Source organism: Candidatus Accumulibacter sp. ACC003 (assembly GCF_907163085.1).
In the GTDB taxonomy this organism is placed as follows: domain Bacteria; phylum Pseudomonadota; class Gammaproteobacteria; order Burkholderiales; family Rhodocyclaceae; genus Accumulibacter.
The window spans coordinates 327,594-345,473 of sequence record NZ_CAJQTX010000001.1; the positions used below are offsets into that span (position 1 = coordinate 327,594).

The 17,880-nt window shown below is 65.3% G+C and carries 13 protein-coding genes; 6 read left to right on the forward strand and 7 right to left on the reverse strand.

Annotated elements, in window-relative coordinates; all coding sequences use genetic code 11:
- Nucleotides 1–10: 10 nt before the first annotated feature.
- Genes QZ656_RS01490 through QZ656_RS01500 form a run of 3 tightly spaced genes read right to left on the reverse strand, consistent with a single transcriptional unit; the run spans nt 11 to nt 2,926 of the window.
- A complete protein-coding gene (locus tag QZ656_RS01490; RefSeq protein ID WP_291991717.1) occupies nt 11–1,366 on the reverse strand; it encodes a diguanylate cyclase in 1,356 nt (451 codons plus the stop codon).
- Between the two features lie 2 nt (nt 1,367–1,368).
- Complete coding sequence (locus QZ656_RS01495) at nt 1,369–2,169, reverse strand: transporter substrate-binding domain-containing protein (RefSeq protein ID WP_291991718.1); 801 nt, start codon at nt 2,167–2,169, stop codon at nt 1,369–1,371.
- A gap of 1 nt (nt 2,170) precedes the next feature.
- A complete protein-coding gene (locus QZ656_RS01500) occupies nt 2,171–2,926 on the reverse strand; it encodes a transporter substrate-binding domain-containing protein (RefSeq protein ID WP_291991719.1) in 756 nt (251 codons plus the stop codon).
- A 128-nt stretch (nt 2,927–3,054) separates the two neighbouring features.
- On the opposite strand from QZ656_RS01500, the gene QZ656_RS01505 reads away from it, so the two are divergent.
- Nucleotides 3,055–5,592 (forward strand): FtsX-like permease family protein, encoded by a 2,538-nt coding sequence (locus tag QZ656_RS01505; protein WP_291991720.1) that lies wholly within the window; start codon nt 3,055–3,057, stop codon nt 5,590–5,592.
- A 126-nt stretch (nt 5,593–5,718) separates the two neighbouring features.
- Complete coding sequence (locus tag QZ656_RS24015) at nt 5,719–6,729, forward strand: histidine phosphatase family protein (protein WP_366522073.1); 1,011 nt, start codon at nt 5,719–5,721, stop codon at nt 6,727–6,729.
- Nucleotides 6,730–6,784: 55 nt separating this feature from the next.
- Here the strand turns inward: QZ656_RS24015 and QZ656_RS01520 are convergent, their stop codons facing one another.
- From QZ656_RS01520 to QZ656_RS01530, 3 genes are all read right to left on the reverse strand, one after another.
- Nucleotides 6,785–6,976, reverse strand: coding sequence for a hypothetical protein (locus tag QZ656_RS01520; protein ID WP_291991721.1), 192 nt, complete (start codon nt 6,974–6,976; stop codon nt 6,785–6,787).
- Between the two features lie 118 nt (nt 6,977–7,094).
- Nucleotides 7,095–8,267 carry a phosphoglycerate dehydrogenase gene (locus tag QZ656_RS01525; protein WP_291991722.1) on the reverse strand — a complete coding sequence of 391 codons (1,173 nt, stop codon included), beginning with the start codon at nt 8,265–8,267 and terminating at the stop codon, nt 7,095–7,097.
- A gap of 45 nt (nt 8,268–8,312) precedes the next feature.
- A complete protein-coding gene (locus QZ656_RS01530) occupies nt 8,313–9,428 on the reverse strand; it encodes a phosphoserine transaminase (RefSeq protein ID WP_291991723.1) in 1,116 nt (371 codons plus the stop codon).
- Nucleotides 9,429–10,009: 581 nt separating this feature from the next.
- Between QZ656_RS01530 and QZ656_RS01535 the strand changes: the two genes are divergently transcribed.
- The 4 genes from QZ656_RS01535 (at nt 10,010) to QZ656_RS01550 (ending at nt 16,939) form a co-directional block, all read left to right on the forward strand.
- On the forward strand, nt 10,010–11,647 hold the full coding sequence (locus tag QZ656_RS01535) for an ATP-binding protein (RefSeq protein ID WP_291991724.1): 1,638 nt from the start codon (nt 10,010–10,012) through the stop codon (nt 11,645–11,647).
- A 112-nt stretch (nt 11,648–11,759) separates the two neighbouring features.
- The gene (locus tag QZ656_RS01540) at nt 11,760–12,176 is read left to right on the forward strand and encodes a response regulator (RefSeq protein WP_366522074.1); all 417 of its coding nucleotides are present in this window, start codon (nt 11,760–11,762) and stop codon (nt 12,174–12,176) included.
- Between the two features lie 259 nt (nt 12,177–12,435).
- The gene (locus QZ656_RS01545; protein ID WP_291991726.1) at nt 12,436–13,758 is read left to right on the forward strand and encodes a diguanylate cyclase; all 1,323 of its coding nucleotides are present in this window, start codon (nt 12,436–12,438) and stop codon (nt 13,756–13,758) included.
- A gap of 115 nt (nt 13,759–13,873) precedes the next feature.
- Nucleotides 13,874–16,939: a bifunctional diguanylate cyclase/phosphodiesterase gene (locus QZ656_RS01550; protein WP_291991727.1), complete on the forward strand. Its 3,066-nt coding sequence runs from the start codon at nt 13,874–13,876 to the stop codon at nt 16,937–16,939.
- Between the two features lie 26 nt (nt 16,940–16,965).
- On the opposite strand, the gene QZ656_RS01555 is transcribed toward QZ656_RS01550, so the two are convergent.
- Nucleotides 16,966–17,868, reverse strand: a complete 903-nt coding sequence (locus tag QZ656_RS01555; protein WP_291991728.1) for a DMT family transporter — start codon at nt 17,866–17,868, stop codon at nt 16,966–16,968.
- Nucleotides 17,869–17,880: the final 12 nt, after the last annotated feature.

Here is a 17,880-nt window from a genome sequence, read left to right on the forward strand (position 1 = left end):
CAGGAACGCGTCAGGGCCGGCTGCGAGCCGGCGGATCCGGGCCGGCCGCTGGCGGCTGCGGCTCGACGCTGCTGCTTGCCGGGTCGGCGGCGGCCGTGGCGAGCGGGGCGATGGCGACGCGGTTGCGCCCCTGCCTCTTGGCTTCGTAGAGCGCCGTATCGGCGCGCCTCAGTGCCGCTGCCAGGGAAGCGCTGCCGACGTCCGCCAGACCCAGGCTCAGAGTGATCGGCAGGCAGACGTCATTGGCCAGCTCAAGCGGGTTCCTGGCGACGCGTTGGCACAGTCGGTCGGCCAGACGATGCGCTTCCTCGACGCCGGTTTCCGGGAACAGGAAGGCAAATTCCTCGCCACCGTAGCGGCAAACCCAGTCGGACTGCCGCAAGGTCTTCTCGATGACTTGTGCTACCGACTGCAATACCAGGTCGCCGACAGCGTGTCCGTAGTTGTCGTTGATCTGCTTGAAGAAATCGAGGTCGGCCATGGCCACGCAAATCGGCCGATCGTAGCGCTGTGCGCGTTTGATTTCTTCGTCGGCCAGGGCCATGAAATGGCGGCGGTTGAACATCCCGGTCAGGTCATCGATGGTCGCCAGCAGCAACAGTTGCCGAGCGGCCTGTTCTTTCTCGTGCATCGCTTCGCGTAACTCGCCGATGGCGCCCTCGACGGCGCCGATCTCGCGCATCAAGGCGGTGGCGAAGGGCTTGCTCGCTTGCCCGGAACGGAGCGCCGACAGCGCCTCGTCCATGGCCTGGAGCGGCCGAATCAGGTAGCGATGGATCAAGAACAGGATGGCGCCGACAAAGGCGGCGACGACCGCCAGGACAATCGCCAGTCTGACGCGGCTGCTCGCCATGGTCGCCGCCATCTGGCGCAAATCGTCGGTCGCCAGGTTGACGCCGTCGATCGACACATCGTCGGCCAGCAAGCTCAGGCGATTCGACAGGGTGGCCCATTCGGCAGAATCGTCTACTTTGCTGTCCGCGCGCGCCGCCCGCGCCAGGAAAGCTTCGACTTCGTGGGCCAGTGCAGCGGCGCGGGCGTCGGCCAGTAGCGCCGGATGGCTGGCCAGCAGGCTGACGATGAACAGTGCCTGCTGACGCGCAACGGGCGTCGGCCCCGACAGAACGCGCTCGCCTTCCAGGCGCAGTTGTTCGACATTGCGCGCCAGGCGAAACTGTTCGAGGGTACTGGGGACGGTCTTGTCGAGCAGGCGCTGCGAGCGTTCGAGCACCACGCGCTGGTCGGCTGCCAGCCAGATCAGCAGCGCCAGAAAAATGCTGCCGAAGACGCCACCAATGAACGCAAAGGCCTTGCCGGCAGGCCAGCCACCGTTACGCCAGCGCTCAGGAAAAAATCGCGGCGCCATGTTTAATAGAAATCGTAGGGGAAATACCGGCGCCAGAGGCGCTGATAGCTCCCATCGCGATGCATCGCGGCGAGCGCGGCATTGACCGTCTGCCGGAGCTTCTCGTCGTCTCGCGGCAGGGCGATATGGACGCTGCCGCCGAGGCCGTGCGCAACCGTTCCCGGGCCGATGAAGCTCGGCGTGCGGCTGGCTGTCGGGTCGAGCGCGAGAAAAGCACCCAGGACCGACAACAAAGCGAAGTCTGCCTGCTCGCCGTACAGCGCTTCGAGGCAAGCGCTGGTCGTCGACCTGCCGACTACCTGCAGGTTCTGGCTTGCCGCCACACTCTGCAGGTAGGCGTATTGCTGCGAATCGCTGATCGACACGACACGGGCGTCGCGCAGTTTTTCGACGGTCAGCTCACCGCCGGCCGGTGCAGCGAATCGTGCCGCCACCGGTGTGAACGCCAACAAGCGGCTGGACGAACGCCACAGAGCATCGCTGAAGGCGACGCGGGCCTCGCGTTCGGGCGTACGCAGATAGCTCCCGAAGCCGAGCTGAAAAAGTCGGCTCTCGATGCCGGGGATGATGGCGGCAAAATCAGGGTACGAAAAGACACATCTGGCACTGATCCGGCGACACGTTTCGCGCGCGACGGCGAGGTTGAAATCGACCAGCAAGCTCACGCGGCTGGACTTTGCCGGCGCCTCGCCCGGCGCCTGGAGCACCGTCGAACGGGCGATTGCCACGTGCAATTCCAGGGCGTTGGCACCTCCCGCCCAGATCGCCGCCGCGCAGCACAGGGCTCTCAGCGTGCGTGCCATGTCACTGCAGCCGGAACGGAAAATATTCGCTGTTCAAACGGTCGAAGCTGCCGTCGCGCTTGATCCGGTCGAAGGCCTGGTCGATGCGCTCGCGCAACTCCGGCTTGGCGGGATCGACGGCGAAACTGACGTCGCCGCTCAATTCGGCTTGCCGCATGATGGTCGTCGCCAGCCCGAGCGACTGGATCCCGGGATCTTGACGCAGCGTCAAGGACGTGGCCATCGGCAGCAGCACCGCGTCGACCTTGCCGGCCATCAGCAGAGCAGGCAGTTCGGAGTGATGACGCACGCTGGTCGTCGACCAGCCCTGCGCTGCCGCATAGCGGAACTGTGCGCTACCGGCGACGGCGGCGACACGGGCGCCCGCCGCACCCGGCTCGACGCCCGGTTTGGCAAACCAGACGCTGTTGGACCGGTAGTAGGCTTTGGTGAACAGCACTTTGGCGCGACGTTCCGGGGTGTCGAGCAAACTGACCGCCGAGAAATCGAATTCCCCTGCCGCGACCGCCGGGATCACGCGCTGCAACGGCACGACGGTCAATTGACAGCGAACTTCCATCGCCGCGCACAAGGCCTGCGCGATGCCGACGTTGAATCCGGCCGGCTGGCCCGCCGCATCGGTGTAGGACATTGGCGGCGAGTTGCTCAGCACGGCGACGCGGACGACGCCATCGTTGGCCAGTGCCGGAGCACACGTCGCGAGCGCCAGAAGCACCGAAAGGAACGCACGATTATTCAGACTACGCAGGCGGTACATAATACACGCTCCACTAGCAGTGCCATGGCGCAGTGTAGCAGCTTCGATTGCCGCGATGCGCGGGCAAACGCCGTGATCGGCAGGATTGGCGCTTGTCACCTGGGCGCCGAAGCCTGTACCTTTGCAGCATGAATCTCTGGTCCTTTTCGTGGCGAATGCTGCGCCGCGACGCGCGCGGTGGCGAGTTGCGTCTGCTGGCAGCGGCGCTGGTCGTGGCGGTGGCGGCCTTGACCGCAGTCGGTTTTTTCACCGACCGTGTGCGCCAGGCACTGGAACGTGAATCGCATCAACTGCTCGGCGCCGACCTGTTGCTGGTCGCCGATCATGCATGGCCAGTAGCGCTGGCCGACGCGGCGCGCGCCAGCGGTTTGCGCGTCGCCGAGACGCGCACCTTTCCGAGCATGGTGACGCGCGCCGTGGGCGCTGAGCTGTGGGTGCAGTTGGCCGAAATCAAGGCCGTCAGCGCCGCCTATCCCTTGCGTGGTTTCCTGCGCGTCGCGGCGGCGCTGAACGAGCCCGACCGGCGAGCTGACGGCATTCCCCCGGCGGGTACGATCTGGATCGACGAGCGGCTGGCGGCGGCGCTGCACGCGCGCGTCGGCGAGCTGATCAGCGTCGGCCAGGCGGCGCTGCGCGTCGACGCGGTGTTGACCCTGGAACCCGATCGCGGCATCAATTTTTTCAGCGTCGCGCCGCGCTTGCTGATGAACCTCGACGATCTGCCGGCAACGGCCTTGCTGCAGGTCGGCAGTCGCGTCGGTTACCGCCTGCTGCTGGCCGGCGACGCGCCGCAGATCAAGCGCTTCCAGGCCGAGCTCGAGCCGCGGCTGGCGCGCGGCGAGCGCATCGAAGACGCGCAGAACGGCAGACCCGAGATTCGCGCGGCGCTCGATCGGGCGCAAAAATTTCTCGGGCTGGCGGCCTTGCTGACGGTGGTCATGGCGGCGGTGGCGGTGGCCTTGGCGACGCGCCGCTACGTGCAGCGACATCTCGATCCCTGCGCTGTGATGCGCTGCCTGGGGGCGACGCAGGCGATGTTGTTGGGTCTCTATCTGCGCCAGTTTGCGGTGCTCGGCGTGCTCGCCGCGGCGGTTGGTTGCGCGCTCGGTTATCTGGCACATTTTGCGCTGCACGCGTGGCTCGCGCAGCTGCTGGCGACGCCCTTGCCAGCACCGGGACTGCTGCCGCTTGCACAAGGCGTGGCGGTCGGCGTCTTGCTGCTCTTCGGCTTTGCCGTGCCGCCCTTGCTGCAGCTCAAGCGGGTATCGACCTTGCGGGTTCTCCGCGGCGAGCTGGGCAATCCCCGGCCCGGCCTGCTCGGTGGCTACCTGCTGGGCTTTTTCTCGCTCGCCGGGCTGATGTACTGGGTCGCTGGCGAGCGCACGCTGGGCACCTACGTCGTCGTCGGTTTCAGCGTCGCGCTGATTGTTTTTGCCGTCGTCGCCCGGCTGGCGGTCAGGCTGGCAGCGGCGGCGCGTGGCCGCCGCGTCGGCCTTGGCCACGCGGCGGGAATTGGCTGGCGCTATGGCCTGGCCAGTCTCGAGCGGCGCGCGACGGCGAGCGTCGTGCAGATCGTCGCGCTGTCGCTGGCCTTCACCGCACTACTCTTGCTGACCGTGACGCGCAGCGATCTGCTCGACGCCTGGCAGCGCGCGGTTCCGGTCGAAGCGCCGAATCGCTTCGTGGTCAATATCCAGCCCGAACAGGTGGCGCCGGTGCGCGCCGCGCTGGCCGCGCAGGGGCTGTCGCCCGAGCTGGCGCCGATGGTTCGCGGGCGGCTGGCGCGGATCAACGGCGTCGCCGTCGACGCCGGCCGTTTTACCGACGATCGGGCGCAGCGGCTGAGCGAGCGCGAGTTCAATTTGTCGATGCGCAGCGACCTGCCGGCGGGCAATAGCGTCAGCGCCGGGCGTTGGTTTTCGCCAGCCGATCTGGAAAACAAGTCTGCCGGTGGCGCCGCGTCGGTCGAAGAGGGCCTGGCCAGGACGCTGGGCCTGGCGGTCGGCGACCGCCTCGAGTTCGTCGTCGCCGGCGAGCCGGTCGAGATGCGCGTCGTCGGCTTGCGCAAGGTCGACTGGGACAGCATGCAGGTGAATTTCTTTGTCCTGACGCCACCCTTGGTCCTGCAGGGCTACCCAGCCAGCTGGATTACCAGTTTCTATCTGGCGCCGGCCAGGGCGAGCATGGTCAATGCGCTGGTTCGCGACTTCCCCAATCTGACGGTAATCGACGTCGCCGCAATCCTGCGGCAGCTGCAGTCGATCATCGATCAGGTGGCACGGGCGGTGCAGTTCGTTTTCCTGTTTACGCTGGCTGCCGGGGTGATCGTTCTCTATGCGGCGCTGGCGTCGGCGGCGCAGGAGCGACGTTACGAGCTGGCGGTAATGCGCGCGCTGGGGGCCCGCCGCGAGCAGCTGCGGCGGGCGCTGCTGGCCGAGTTTACGGCGATCGGCGCCTTGTCGGGGCTGATTGCAGCGCTGGCTGCGACCGCCATCGGGCAGTTTCTGGCGCGCCAGGTCTTTCATTTCGACGTGCAGCTCAATCTGTGGCTGCCTTTGCTGGCGACCTTCGGCGGTGCGGCAGTGGTCACCGGCGCCGGCTGGTTGGCGGCGTCGAGATTGCTGCAGACCGCCACCATCGAGGCGCTGCGCGGCGGCAGTGCCTAAGTTGGCCGGCGCCGCTGCTGGCCAGCAGCGCAGCGTTTATCATAGGCCTTGCTGCGCGAGCAGCGGTCTGGCCGGGAGCGTACCGGCGGCCGGATGACCAATATTGCAGGCGAGAGGAGAATCTAGATGAAGAACAGGACCTTGCTGGTTTTGCGGCACGGGAAATCGGACTGGACGACGGGCGAAGAGGACTTCGACCGCCCACTGATTGCCCGTGGTCGTCAGGGTAGCAAGAAGATGGGGGGCTGGATCAGGGGCCGCAAGCTGGTCCCGGACGTCGTCCTCAGTTCGCCGGCCGAGCGTGCTCGCGCCACCACCGAGGCGGCCTGCAAGGCGATGGGCTTGTCTTTGAAGAAGGTCCGCTGGGACGAGCGGATCTACGCCGCGCCGCTCGATTGCCTGCTGGCAGCCCTGGCCGACTGCCCGAAGGCTGCCCGGAGCGTAATGCTGGTCGGACACAATCCGGGGCTGGAGGACCTCCTCGAGCACCTCGTCGAAGGCCGACTGGAGGTGCCGTCAGATGGCAAGATTCTGCCGACGTCGGCGCTCGCGCACCTGGAAACGGTCGCCGATTGGCCAAACCTGGCACGCGGTTGCGCGACCCTGGTCTCGGTCACTCGACCTGGTGAAATCACCGACGATGCGGCAGTCGATGCGGCAGTCGATGCGGCTGTCGATGCGGCCGTCGAGGTCGCCAAAGAAGCCGAGGAACGCGGCCCGGTCCCCGACTATTTCTTCATCCAGTCGGCGGCGCTCCCCTATCGTCGGGTCGACGGCGAGCTGCAGGTGATGGTCATCGCTTCGCGCAAAGGTACGCGCTGGGTGATTCCCAAGGGCGTCAAGGAACCCGAGCTGTCGCTGCGTGATTCGGCGAGCAAGGAGGCTCTCGAGGAAGCCGGCATCCGCGGACGGATCGCCGACGAGCCGATCGGCAATTACGACTACGCGAAATGGGGCGGCGTCTGCAATGTCGAGGTGTTTCCGATGGAAGTGACCGAAAGCGTTCCCGAGGAACAGTGGGAGGAAAGCCATCGCGAACGGCGCTGGGTGACGCCGCAGAAAGCCAGGCGCCTGCTCGACGAAGCGGCGTTGGGCAAGCTCGTCACGCAGCTGGAAAAAACGCTCGGCAAGCGCTGACGCGGCGCCGCGGGGGCGCTCTCGCTCAAGCCGTCGGCTTAGCGGCGCTGGCGCGTCACGCCGACGGCGGCAGTTGGCGAGCGCTTAGCGGCGATTCTTCGTGTTCGTCGGCGAGAATTCCCACCAGTTCGAGGTAGTCTCTCTGGTTCTGACGAATGACCAGCGCGAACACCAGACCCAGGAGTACGGCAAAAACGAGGATCGGCAATTCGTTCCAGCTCACACTTGCCAACAGGTGAAGGTCCATCGCTTTCGCCCTCCCGCCGATGATTCGAATGCTTCACTCGCCGACAGTAAGTCACCTGTCGGCAACGAAGCTGACCGCTGGCGAGCGGCCGGGTTCCCCGGGCGCGCTCGCCAGTGCGTCAGATCACCCGCACGCGAATCACGCGTTCGACCGCCTGGATGGCGTCAATCACCTCGGCGCAAGGGACCTTGTCCACGTCTACGATGTTGAAAGCGAGTTCGCCACGACTCTTGTTCATCATGTCGACGACGTTGACCGTGTTTTCGGCCAGCACCGACAGGACGTGGCCGAGTACCCCGGAAACGTTGTCGTTGGAGAAGGTGATCCGTGAGGTGCCCGGGCTGCGCTCCATGCTTAGCGTCGGAAAGTTGACCGAATTGACGATATTGCCGTTCTCGAGATAGCCGACCAGTTGTTCGGCGGCCATCACCGCGCAGTTTTCCTCAGACTCTTCGGTGCTGGCGCCGATGTGCGGCATGGCGATGATCTTCTCGTGCCCGAGCAGCGCGGGCTCCGGGAAATCGCAAACGTACTTGCCCAGGCGGCCAGCTGCCAGGCTGTCGAGGACGGCTGTCGCGTCGACGATCGCGTCGCGCGCGAAGTTGAGCAAGACCGCGCCCGGTTTGATTGCCGCCAGGGTGTCGGCGTTGATCATGTGCCGCGTCGCGTCGATCGACGGCACGTGCAGCGAGACGTAGTCGGAGCGGGCGAGCAGCGCCTGCAGATTTTCCATGCGGCTGACCTCGTTCGACAGGCGCCAGGCGGCGTCGATCGACAATACCGGGTCGAAACCGACGACCTTCATGCCCATCGCCAGCGCCATCTCGGCGACCATCGAGCCGATCGCGCCGAGGCCGACGATACCCAGCGTCTTGCCGCGGATTTCGTTGCCGGCAAAACGCGATTTCTCCTTCTCGACACGCGGCGACATCGCGGCCGGATCCTTGAGGTCGCTGAGCGACTGCACGAAGTTCATGCTGGCGACGATGCCGCGCGCGCTCAGCAGCATGCCGGCCATCACCAGTTCCTTGACGGCGTTGGCGTTGGCACCGGGGGTGTTGAAGACGACGATGCCCTGCTTGCCGTACTCGGCGACCGGCACGTTGTTCACGCCGGCGCCGGCACGAGCCACCGCCAGCAGCGAAGCGGGCACTTCAATACCCTGCAGTTTCTGGCTGCGCAGCAGGAAGGCGTCGGGGTGGGCGATGTCGCTGCCGACTTCGTACGATTGCCGGGGAAAACGATCGAGGCCGGCGACCGCGATCTGGTTGTAGGTTCTCACCTTGTACATGGAATTTTGCTCAAGTAGTGGGTTGTAATGACGGTCTGCGGCCACTCAGCCGGCGACTTTCGTGTAGGCCCAGGCCAGCCATGGCATCAGCGCTTGCAGATCGTCGCTGTCGACGGTGGCGCCGCACCAGATGCGGATGCCGGCGGGAGCGTCCTTGTACGAACCGATGTCAAAGGCCACTCCTTCGCTATCGAGCAGCTTGACGAGCTTCTTGACCTGCTCGGCGTCGAGTTCAAGACGCAGGCAGACGCTGGTATTGGAGCGCGTTGCGGGGTCGCTGGCGAGGAAGGCGATCCAGTCATTGGCGGCGACGAAGTCGGCGATGACCGCCAGGTTGGCTTCGCTGCGGGCGATCGCCGCCTTGACGCCGCCGATGCTGGCTATCCATTGCAAGGCGTCGAGATAATCGGCCACGCAGAGCATCGAAGGGGTGTTGATCGTCTCGCCGCGAAAAATTCCTTCGATGAGTTTGCCGCCAGACGTCAGACGGAATATTTTCGGTAGCGGCCACGGCGGGCTGTAGGTTTCCAGGCGTGCGACGGCGCGCGGGCTGAGGATCAGCATGCCGTGCGCGCCTTCGCCGCCGAGCACTTTCTGCCACGAAAAAGTGACGACGTCGAGCTTGTTCCACGGCAGGTCCATCGCGAAAACGGCCGACGTCGCGTCACAAATCGTCAGGCCGGCGCGATCGTCGGGGATCCAGTCGCCGTTCGGAACCTTGACGCCGGAGGTCGTACCGTTCCAGGTGAACACCACGTCGTTGGCGAAGTTGACTTGCGCGAGGTCGACGATCTCGCCGTAGTCGGCCTTGCGCGTCGTTACGTCGGCGAGCTTCAGTTGCTTGACGATGTCGGTGACCCAGCCCGAACCGAAGGACTCCCACGCCAGTACATCGACGCCGCGTGCGCCGAGCAGTGACCACAGCGCCATCTCCACGGCGCCGGTGTCCGATCCGGGGACGACGCCGACGCGGTAGCCTTCCGGTAGACCGAGCAGGCGCGCCGTCTCGGAACACGCCAGCGCCAGGACCTTCTTGCCGAGCGCGGAGCGGTGCGATCGACCGAGGGTGTCGAGTTGCAGTTTGCCAACATCGTAGCCCGGGCGTTTGCTGCACGGCCCCGACGAAAAATTGGGGTTCTTGGGTTTTGCTGTGGCTTGCATGATTTGCCTCTATCTCGGAGAAAAAAACCGCGTGCGACCGCCCTGGCGAAGGGCCGCCAGCCGCTATCGGACAAGGGTGAGATTGTAACAGAGTGCGTTTTCGCAGGCAGCACGCTCGGCTCGGTGACGAGATCGTGCGGCAAGCAGGCTGTCGGGCATGGCACGGCTTGGCGCCGTCGCTGGGCGATCGTCGGGCAAGTTTCGATCGCCTTCATCATTCATCCTACAAAGTACAACAATAGACAGCAGCAATCTGTTGATCGTAAGGAGATATTGCGTCGACTGCTCGACTGCAGACGGCTTCGTTGCACGCCCGGTAAGTGTGTCACCGACGCGCGCCGACCTAAAGTCCGCCACTTCCGTGCCGTAGTAGCCAGTAGCGGCAAGTGCAGGCACGGCCAGCGAAGCCGAACTGCTGGCTCGCGGTGGCCGGTCCAGCGCGGAATTCGTCGAGCACCGCGGCCAGCCGTCGCCGCGTTGTCGGCATCTTGCCCGGGCGAGGCAACGATCGGCACGCTGTAGGAGAGCAGCGCCAACGATCGCTGGTGCGCGTACAGAGATCTTCTTCAGGAGTTCTGGCGATGAGCGAAGTGATCGACGATCCCGACCTGTTTTCAGCTCTGTCGGCCGATGGCAGCGGTGCGCAGCGGCCTGTGCAGGGCGGCGCCGGCGCGTGGAAGGTATTGCTCGTCGACGACGAGGCGGACGTGCGTGCGGTCCTCCGTTTGGCACTGCAGGACGTGCTCATCGAAGGCTGCGGGCTGCTGCTTTTTGACGCGTGTTCGGCGCAGGAAGCGAGGTCGGTGCTCGCCGCCAATCCCGACATGACGCTGATCCTGCTCGACGTGGTGATGGAATCGGATCGCGCCGGCCTGGACCTGATACGTCATATCCGCGACGAGCTGGCCAATCGCCGTGTGCAGATCGTCCTGATCACCGGGCAGCCGGGTTACGCGCCGCAGCGCGAGGTCGTCAGCGCGTACGAAATCGACGGCTATTGGCTCAAGTCGGAACTGAGCGCCGACCGGATCTACATTGCCGTGTGCTCGGCGATCCGTACGCATCGCTTGATGCGCGAGCAAGAGATTCTGCAGTGCGACCTGCAGCAGAAGGTGCGCGAACTCGATGACACGCTGCGCGTGCTGCGGGCCAGCGAGACCAACCTGATCCGCGCGCAGTCGGTCGCGCAGGTCGGCAGCTGGACCTACGAAGTGGCCAGCGACGAGATGTGCCTGTCGGCCGAGGCGTGTCGCATCTTTGGCGTTCCCGCCGGGACGATCGACAGTTACCAGAGTTATCTGGCGCGCGTTTGTCCGGAAGACCGCCGCGCGCTGGACGCCGCCTGGCAAATCGCGCTCGCCAGCGGTGAGCCATTCGAACACGAGCACCGCTGCATCGTCGGGCAGACGCTTCGCCACGTTCGCCAGCAGGCGAATCTGAGCAGCGCCGCCGGCCAGCCGCTGCGCAGAGTCGGCACGACGCAGGACATCACCGAACGTAAGCAGGCGGAAGAGGAACTGAAGCGCTCGAACGGCGAGCTCGAGCAGTTCAGCTACGCCATTTCGCACGATCTGCGGCAGCCCTTGCGGATGATTTCGAGCTACCTGCAGCTGCTCGCGATCAGCCTCGGGGAGGCACTCGATGGCGAGCAGCGCGAGTATTTCAAGTTTGCTATCGACGGCGCTCAGCGCCTTGACCGAATGCTCGTCGCGCTCCTCGAATACTCGCGTGTCGGTCGCCTGGGTGAGCCACCGGCGTGGGTCGACAGCCGCGCCATCGTCGACGAAGCGCTGCTCTTCCTGCAACCGGCGATCGCCGAGGCGCAAGCGAAAATCAGCGTTCGCGGCCACTGGCCACGCGCGCTGGTCCGCCCCGACGAGATGCTGCGACTGATCCAGAACCTGATCGGCAACGCCGCCAAATTCCGCGTCGCCGGACGGCGCCCGGAGATCCGCGTCACCAGCCGGGTCGCTGCCGGCAACTGGTTGCTGAGTGTCGCCGACAACGGTGTCGGCATTCTTCCAGGGCAGCTCGATCGGCTATTTCAGGTCTTTCAGCGCTTGCAGAGCCGCGCCGCTTACGACGGCAGCGGCGTCGGGCTGGCGTTGTGCCGGAAGATTGCCGAGCATCATCATGGGCGAATCTGGGCCGAATCGGCAGGCGAGGGGTCGGGCAGCCGCTTCTGCGTGTCGCTACCACTGCATCCGGAGACGGCGTGAGCGATGCCGCCGTGTCGTCGGCGCCTGATCGCCGCGCCAGCGCCAGCGTTCGGAACGTGCGGGTCCAAGCGAAAGCCGGCGCATGAGCGCGCGTCCACAGCGCTTTACCATCTTGCTGGTCGAGGACGAACTCGCCGATGCCCGCCTCGTCACGCTGGCTTTGAACGAGAACCGGATCGATGCCAGCGTGCAGCATCTGCTCGATGGCCGCGAGGCGCTCGAGTATCTGCGGCGGCAGGGTGAGCGTTTCGCCACCGCCGTATGCCCTGACCTGATCCTGGTTGACCTCAATATGCCGCGGATGGATGGCCGCGAGTTCCTGGTGTCGATCAAGCAGGATGCGGCCCTGTGCGCCATCCCGGTGGTCGTCCTGAGTACTTCGGAAGTTGACCGTGATGTGCGCGACGTCTATCGTCTCGGCGCCGCCGGGTACATCGCCAAGCCGCTGGATGTCGCGAAATTCATCATCGAGATCCGTCAGTTGGCCGACTACTGGATGTCGCTGGTAAAGCTGCCGGAACGCCGATGAGCGAAGCGCAGTCGACGAGCCAACCCGTAGCGCGCCGGTGCTAATGATTGTCGACGAGTCCGGCGATACTCGGCAATTGATCGAGGCCGGTGGCCCTTTTCGCCGCTAACTTCCGCACACGGGTGAAATTGCTGGACAATGGTGCGACGACGCGGCCTTCGACGACGGCCGGCGGCGCCGTTACAAACCCGTGTTCGGCGCGACGCGCGTGTGCTCGCTGGCCAGGCTTTGGCCGGCCCGAGCGAGACGGAGGATGGGTATGAGCAAGTCGACCGGACCGCGGATTTCGATTCTGGTGATCGAAGACGATCGCGGCGATGCCGGGCTGATCCGGACCAACGTCCGCCTGGCCGGCTTTCGGCGCTTCGGTGAGGACGATCCGGTGGTCTGGGCGCAAACGCTGGCCGAGGGCTGCGCGGCCGCGGCGGCCAAGACGCCCGACCTTGTCCTGCTCGACCTGTCCTTGCCCGATTCGGCGGGGATCGCCACCGTGCAGGCCATGCACGCCGTGCTGCCCGACGTGCCGATCATCATTCTGACCGGGCAGGACGACCATCAGCTGGCCGAGGCGGCGTTGCAGGCCGGTGCGCAAGACTACCTCGTCAAGGGGCAATTGTTTCAGCACGACGCGCTCGGGCGAGCGATCCGGCATGCGCTGGTTCGCCAGCGCCTGGAGTCGCGGCTGCGCCTGTTCGAGGCGGCGCTGAGTTCGGTGGCCAACGGCGTTGTCGTCACCGACGTCAGTTCGGCGATCGAATGGGCCAATCCGGCCTTTACGAAGATGACCGGCTTCGAATTGTCCGAAGTCATCGGCCGTCGTCCGGGCGAGCTGCTCAATTCGGGAAAGCACGACGCACGCTTCTACGAGAGCCTGTGGGAGACCATCCTCGCCAGCCGGGTATGGAGCGGCGAACTGGTCAACCGGCGCCAGGACGGGAGTTGTTTCGACGCCGCACTGACGATTTCGCCGGTGACCGGCAGCGACGGGCAGATTCAGCACTTTGTCGCGATCATGCAGGATATCTCCGAACGCAAGGCTTCCGCGGAGCGCGTACACCACCTGGCGCATCACGACCAGCTCACCGACCTGCCGAACCGTATGCTGCTCACCGATCGCCTGTTTCAGACGCTGGCGCAGGCGCGTCGCGAGCGCGCAACGCTGGCCCTGATGTTTCTCGATCTGGACCTCTTCAAGCCGGTCAACGATACCCTCGGCCACGATGTCGGCGACCTCTTGCTGAAGGAAGTCGGGCGGCGTCTGCGGGCTTGCGCACCTCGCGATTCGGACACCGTGGCGCGCCTCGGCGGCGACGAGTTCGTGATCCTCCTGGCGCAGATCGACAAGGCGAGCGACACCGTGCTGGTCGCCAAAAAAGTCCTCGCCGCGCTCGCGCAGCCGTTCGTCATCGGTCCAAACCGTATCGAGATATCGACCAGTATCGGTATCGCGGTTTATCCTCAACACGGCGATGACGTCAATCGGCTGTTGAAAAACGCCGACACGGCGATGTATCACGCCAAGAAGGCGGGACGCGGCTGCTACCGGTTCTACCGGGCGCTGACCGAACTGGCGGGCGCTTGACTGGCCCGACCTGGCAAGCCAGCTGGTCGCCGCCGGCAGCGGCGCTAGCGACAACTGGCCGCGGCGCGCTCGTCGGGGCCTGGCAAATGCAACGTAACGCGGAGAAGTAGTGGTAATGGACGAGCAGTTGTCACTGGCCAGTGAGCAGGACGCGCAGCCGATGTTCTGGGCGCCATCGCGGCTTTTTCTGAAATACACCGCGTGGTTGCTTCTCAGCGCCGCCGCTGCGCTGCTGACGATCGTCCTGAGCATCCCCGAGCAACCGTGGCGGGCAGCGGCTCCGGCCGCCCTGATGGTGCTGGCGGTGGCCGTCTTGCGGCTGCTCGCTGGCGGCCGCATGCGCGCTGCGCTGGCGCTCCTGGTCTGGGGAACATGGTTGCTGGTGAGCGCTGTCTCGACCTTCTTTGGTGGTCTGCGCGGTCTTTCGATCATCGCCTACCCGCTGCTCGTTCTGACCGGTGGCTGGCTGCTCGGCGTGCGCACGGCGGTCGTTCTGGCGGTGCTGACGGTGCTGGTGATCTGCGGCTTCGTGCTTGCCGATTTCTGGAACTTGCTGCCAGCGCAGCCACCGACGCCGGCGCTGGTGTATGCCCTGGTACAGATCGCCTGCGTTGTTGTCGCCTTGCTGCTGATCGTCTTTCTGATTCGCTCGTATCAGAAGCGAATCGACGATGTGCTCCGTTTGGGCCGCGATCTCACGCAGCGCACCGCGGACCTACAGGCGCGCGAGGCTGATCTCAACCGCGCGCAGGCCGTCGCTGGCGTCGGCAGCTGGATTGTCGACCTGGCCAGCGGCCAGGTCGAGATGTCGGCCGAGGCCAGCCGTATTTTTGGCTTGCCCGCCGGCACTGTCGGTAGCGTCGAGCGCTTCCTGGCGCTGCTCCATGTCGACGATCGCAGCCGCTTCCTCGAAGCTCGCCAGGCGGCGTTCGCCGGACAAACCTTCGACCTTGAGTTGCGGATCGTCATCGGCCACTCGGTGCGCTGGATTGCGCAACGCGCCGAGCTCGAGTTCGACGAGCATGGCAGGCCCTGGCGCGGCGTCGGCACGACCCAGGACATTACCGAGCGGAAGGAACTGGAAGCCAGCCTGCGCGAGCAGCGTGAGTTCTTCCGACTGATCTCGGAGAGCATCGGTGAGCACATCGCCGTCCTCGATCTGGAAGGCCGGCGGCTGTACAACAGTCCTTCGTACCGTCAGTTCTTCGGCAGCAGCAAGGAGTTGCTGGGCAGCAATTCGTTCGCCGACGTGCACCCGGATGACCGCGAGCGAGTGACCGAGGTTTTCAGGCAGACCGCGCGAACGGGCGTCGGCCAGGAGATACAGTACCGCCTGGTACGCCAGGATGGCAGCGTTCGCTACATGACCTCGTCGGGCAAGGTGATCAACGACAAGAACGGGCAGGTGGCTCGCGTCGTCGTTGTTTCGCACGACATTACCGATCGCCGCCAAGCCGAGCAGTGGGAGCGCATTGCCGCGACCGCTTTCGAGTCGCAGCAGGGGATGTTCATCACCGACGCGGGCGGCGTCATTCTGCGGATCAACCAGGCGTTTACCGACGTCACCGGCTATAGCGCCGACGAGTGCGTCGGGAAAACACCCAAGCTGCTCAGCTCTGGCCGCCACGACGCCCCCTTCTACGCGGCGATGCGGGCGACTATCGAGAGCACGGGGGCGTGGCAGGGCGAAATCTGGAACCGCCGCAAGAACGGCGAGATCTACCCGGAATGGCTGACGATTTCCGCTGTCAGGGACAGCGACGGCAAGCTCACCCACTACGTGTCGACGCTGACCGACATGACCATGCGCAAGGCCGCGCAGGAGGAAATCCGCCATCTTGCGTTCTACGACGCCTTGACCGGCCTGCCCAATCGCCGGCTGTTGCACGACCGCCTGCGCCTGGCGCTGATCGCCGGCAGGCGGCGGGCGCGCCAGGGCGCCTTGCTGTTCATCGACCTTGACAACTTCAAGACGCTTAATGACACGCTCGGACACGACATGGGGGACCGCTTGCTGCAACAGGTCGGCAAGCGGCTGGCGGCCTGCGTGCGCGAACGCGACACCGTCGCTCGTCTGGGCGGTGACGAGTTTGTGGTGATGCTTGAAGACCTCGCCGGGCGTGCCGAGGAGGCCGCAGCCCAAAGCCGCAACATCGGTGAAAAGATCCTCGCCGCTCTCAACAGTCCCTACGATCTGGCGGGTCACGATTATCACAATACGCCCAGTATCGGCATCACCCTGTTTGGCGGTCGCCACGACGGGGTCGACGACTTGATGAAGCAGGCCGACCTGGCGATGTACGAGGCCAAGGGCGCTGGCCGCAATGCCTTGCGTTTCTTCGATCCACAGATGCAGGCGGTGGTCACGGCGCGCGCCAGCCTCGAGAAGGATCTGCGGGCGGCGCTGCAGAACCAGCAGCTATTGCTCTTCTACCAGCCGCAGGTCGACGACCTCGGGCAGGTAATTGGCGCCGAGGCGCTGGTGCGCTGGCGGCATCCGCAGCGGGGTATGGTGTCGCCCGCCGAGTTCATTCCCCTGGCCGAGGAAACCGGGCTGATTCTGCCGCTCGGCCTGTGGGTCCTCGAAACGGCGTGCGCGCAGTTGGCGGTCTGGACGGCACAGCCGGGCCGAGAGCAGTTCACGGTGTCGGTGAACGTCAGTGCCCGGCAGTTTCGACAACCGAACTTCGTCGACCAGGTGCTGGCGGCGCTGGTCAGCAGCGGTGCCCAAGCACGGAATCTGAAGCTTGAACTGACCGAGAGCATGTTGCTCGACAATATCCAGGAGATGATCGGCACGATGAGCGCCCTGAAACATTGCGGCGTCGGTTTCTCGCTGGATGACTTTGGCACCGGTTATTCGTCCTTGTCGTATCTGAAACGGCTGCCGCTCGACCAGTTGAAGATCGACCAGTCCTTCGTGCGCGACCTGCTCACCGACGCCAACGACGAGGTGATTGCGCGCACGATCATCGCCCTGGCCAGTACGCTCGGGCTGGCAGTGATTGCCGAGGGCGTCGAGACCGTCGAGCAGCGCGACGCGCTCGCCGCGCAGGGCTGCCACGCCTACCAGGGCTACCTGTTCAGCCGGCCGCTGCCGGTTGACGAGTTTGACGTCTTCCTGGCGTGTACTTCAGAGATGGGATGGCAAAGCTCGCCAGGCCGCTTGCAGACGACGTAGCGGCCTGAATTTCTCCGGCACGCACGTCATCGGCCTTCGCCGCGCGCCGCCAGGTAGATTCCGAAGAGCAGCAGTACGAAGCCAATTCCCTGCACGAGAGCGAAGGATTCGCCGAAGAAAAGCCACGCCAGCGCGGCGCTGCCGACCGGCTCACCGAGCGTCACGACGGCAATGAAGGTCGCGGAAACGTGTCGCAGCGACCAGTTGTACGAGGTATGACCGAGCAGCTGCGGGCCGACCGCCATTCCCAGCGCGATCAGGTAGGCGGCGCCGCTATAGCCGGTCAGCGGCGTGCTGTTCAGCAGGCAGGCGAAGAGCAGAAAGAGCGACGCGCTGCCGTAGGCCAGCCAGACGTAGGCGGGTAGCGGCAGATTGGCGCGCAGGCGGCGGCCGATCAGCAGGTAGGCCGAAAAACACCAGCTGCCGACGATCGCCAGGAAGTTGCCGAGCAGCGGCTGGCTGCCGGCGACGCTGCTCTGGCTGTCGCTCCAGAAGATCAACACGCTGCCGGACAGCGAGATGGCTATGCCGAAGGCCATCAAGGCGCCTGGCTTCTCGCCAAAGAGAAAAAAAGACGCAATGCCGACCCACAGCAGGTTGGTCGTCACCAGCGCGGTACTGCTGGCCACCGACGTGTATTCGAGCGAAGTGATCCAGGTCGCGAAATGCAGCGCCAGAAAGAAGCCGGCGCCGCACGTCAGCAGCACTTGCCGGCGGCTCAGCGCGCGCAGCACGTGCCCCGACTGCCAGAGCGCGATCGGCGTGATCAGCAGCGCCGCCAGACCCAGGCGCAGCGTCGCGATGCTCAGCGACGGCAGGCCGTAGCCCTGCGCCAGGCGCGCCAGAATGGCGCCGAAGGAAATCGCCAGCAGGCCGACGCCGAGCACCACGAAGGGTAGCCAGCGCGGCGGCGGCTCGTCGCTTGCCATGCGCTTGCTCGC

What these genes read in the sequence shown, in the direction of transcription:
- QZ656_RS01490 (WP_291991717.1), bottom strand. Translation starts at nt 1,366, where the DNA reads ATGGCGCCGCGATTTTTTCCTGAGCGCTGGCGTAACGGTGGCTGGCCT.
- QZ656_RS01495 (WP_291991718.1), bottom strand. Translation starts at nt 2,169, where the DNA reads ATGGCACGCACGCTGAGAGCCCTGTGCTGCGCGGCGGCGATCTGGGCG.
- QZ656_RS01500 (WP_291991719.1), bottom strand. Translation starts at nt 2,926, where the DNA reads ATGTACCGCCTGCGTAGTCTGAATAATCGTGCGTTCCTTTCGGTGCTT.
- QZ656_RS01505 (WP_291991720.1), top strand. Translation starts at nt 3,055, where the DNA reads ATGAATCTCTGGTCCTTTTCGTGGCGAATGCTGCGCCGCGACGCGCGC.
- QZ656_RS24015 (WP_366522073.1), top strand. Translation starts at nt 5,719, where the DNA reads ATGAAGAACAGGACCTTGCTGGTTTTGCGGCACGGGAAATCGGACTGG.
- QZ656_RS01520 (WP_291991721.1), bottom strand. Translation starts at nt 6,976, where the DNA reads ATGGACCTTCACCTGTTGGCAAGTGTGAGCTGGAACGAATTGCCGATC.
- QZ656_RS01525 (WP_291991722.1), bottom strand. Translation starts at nt 8,267, where the DNA reads ATGTACAAGGTGAGAACCTACAACCAGATCGCGGTCGCCGGCCTCGAT.
- QZ656_RS01530 (WP_291991723.1), bottom strand. Translation starts at nt 9,428, where the DNA reads ATGCAAGCCACAGCAAAACCCAAGAACCCCAATTTTTCGTCGGGGCCG.
- QZ656_RS01535 (WP_291991724.1), top strand. Translation starts at nt 10,010, where the DNA reads ATGAGCGAAGTGATCGACGATCCCGACCTGTTTTCAGCTCTGTCGGCC.
- QZ656_RS01545 (WP_291991726.1), top strand. Translation starts at nt 12,436, where the DNA reads ATGAGCAAGTCGACCGGACCGCGGATTTCGATTCTGGTGATCGAAGAC.
- QZ656_RS01550 (WP_291991727.1), top strand. Translation starts at nt 13,874, where the DNA reads ATGGACGAGCAGTTGTCACTGGCCAGTGAGCAGGACGCGCAGCCGATG.
- QZ656_RS01555 (WP_291991728.1), bottom strand. Translation starts at nt 17,868, where the DNA reads ATGGCAAGCGACGAGCCGCCGCCGCGCTGGCTACCCTTCGTGGTGCTC.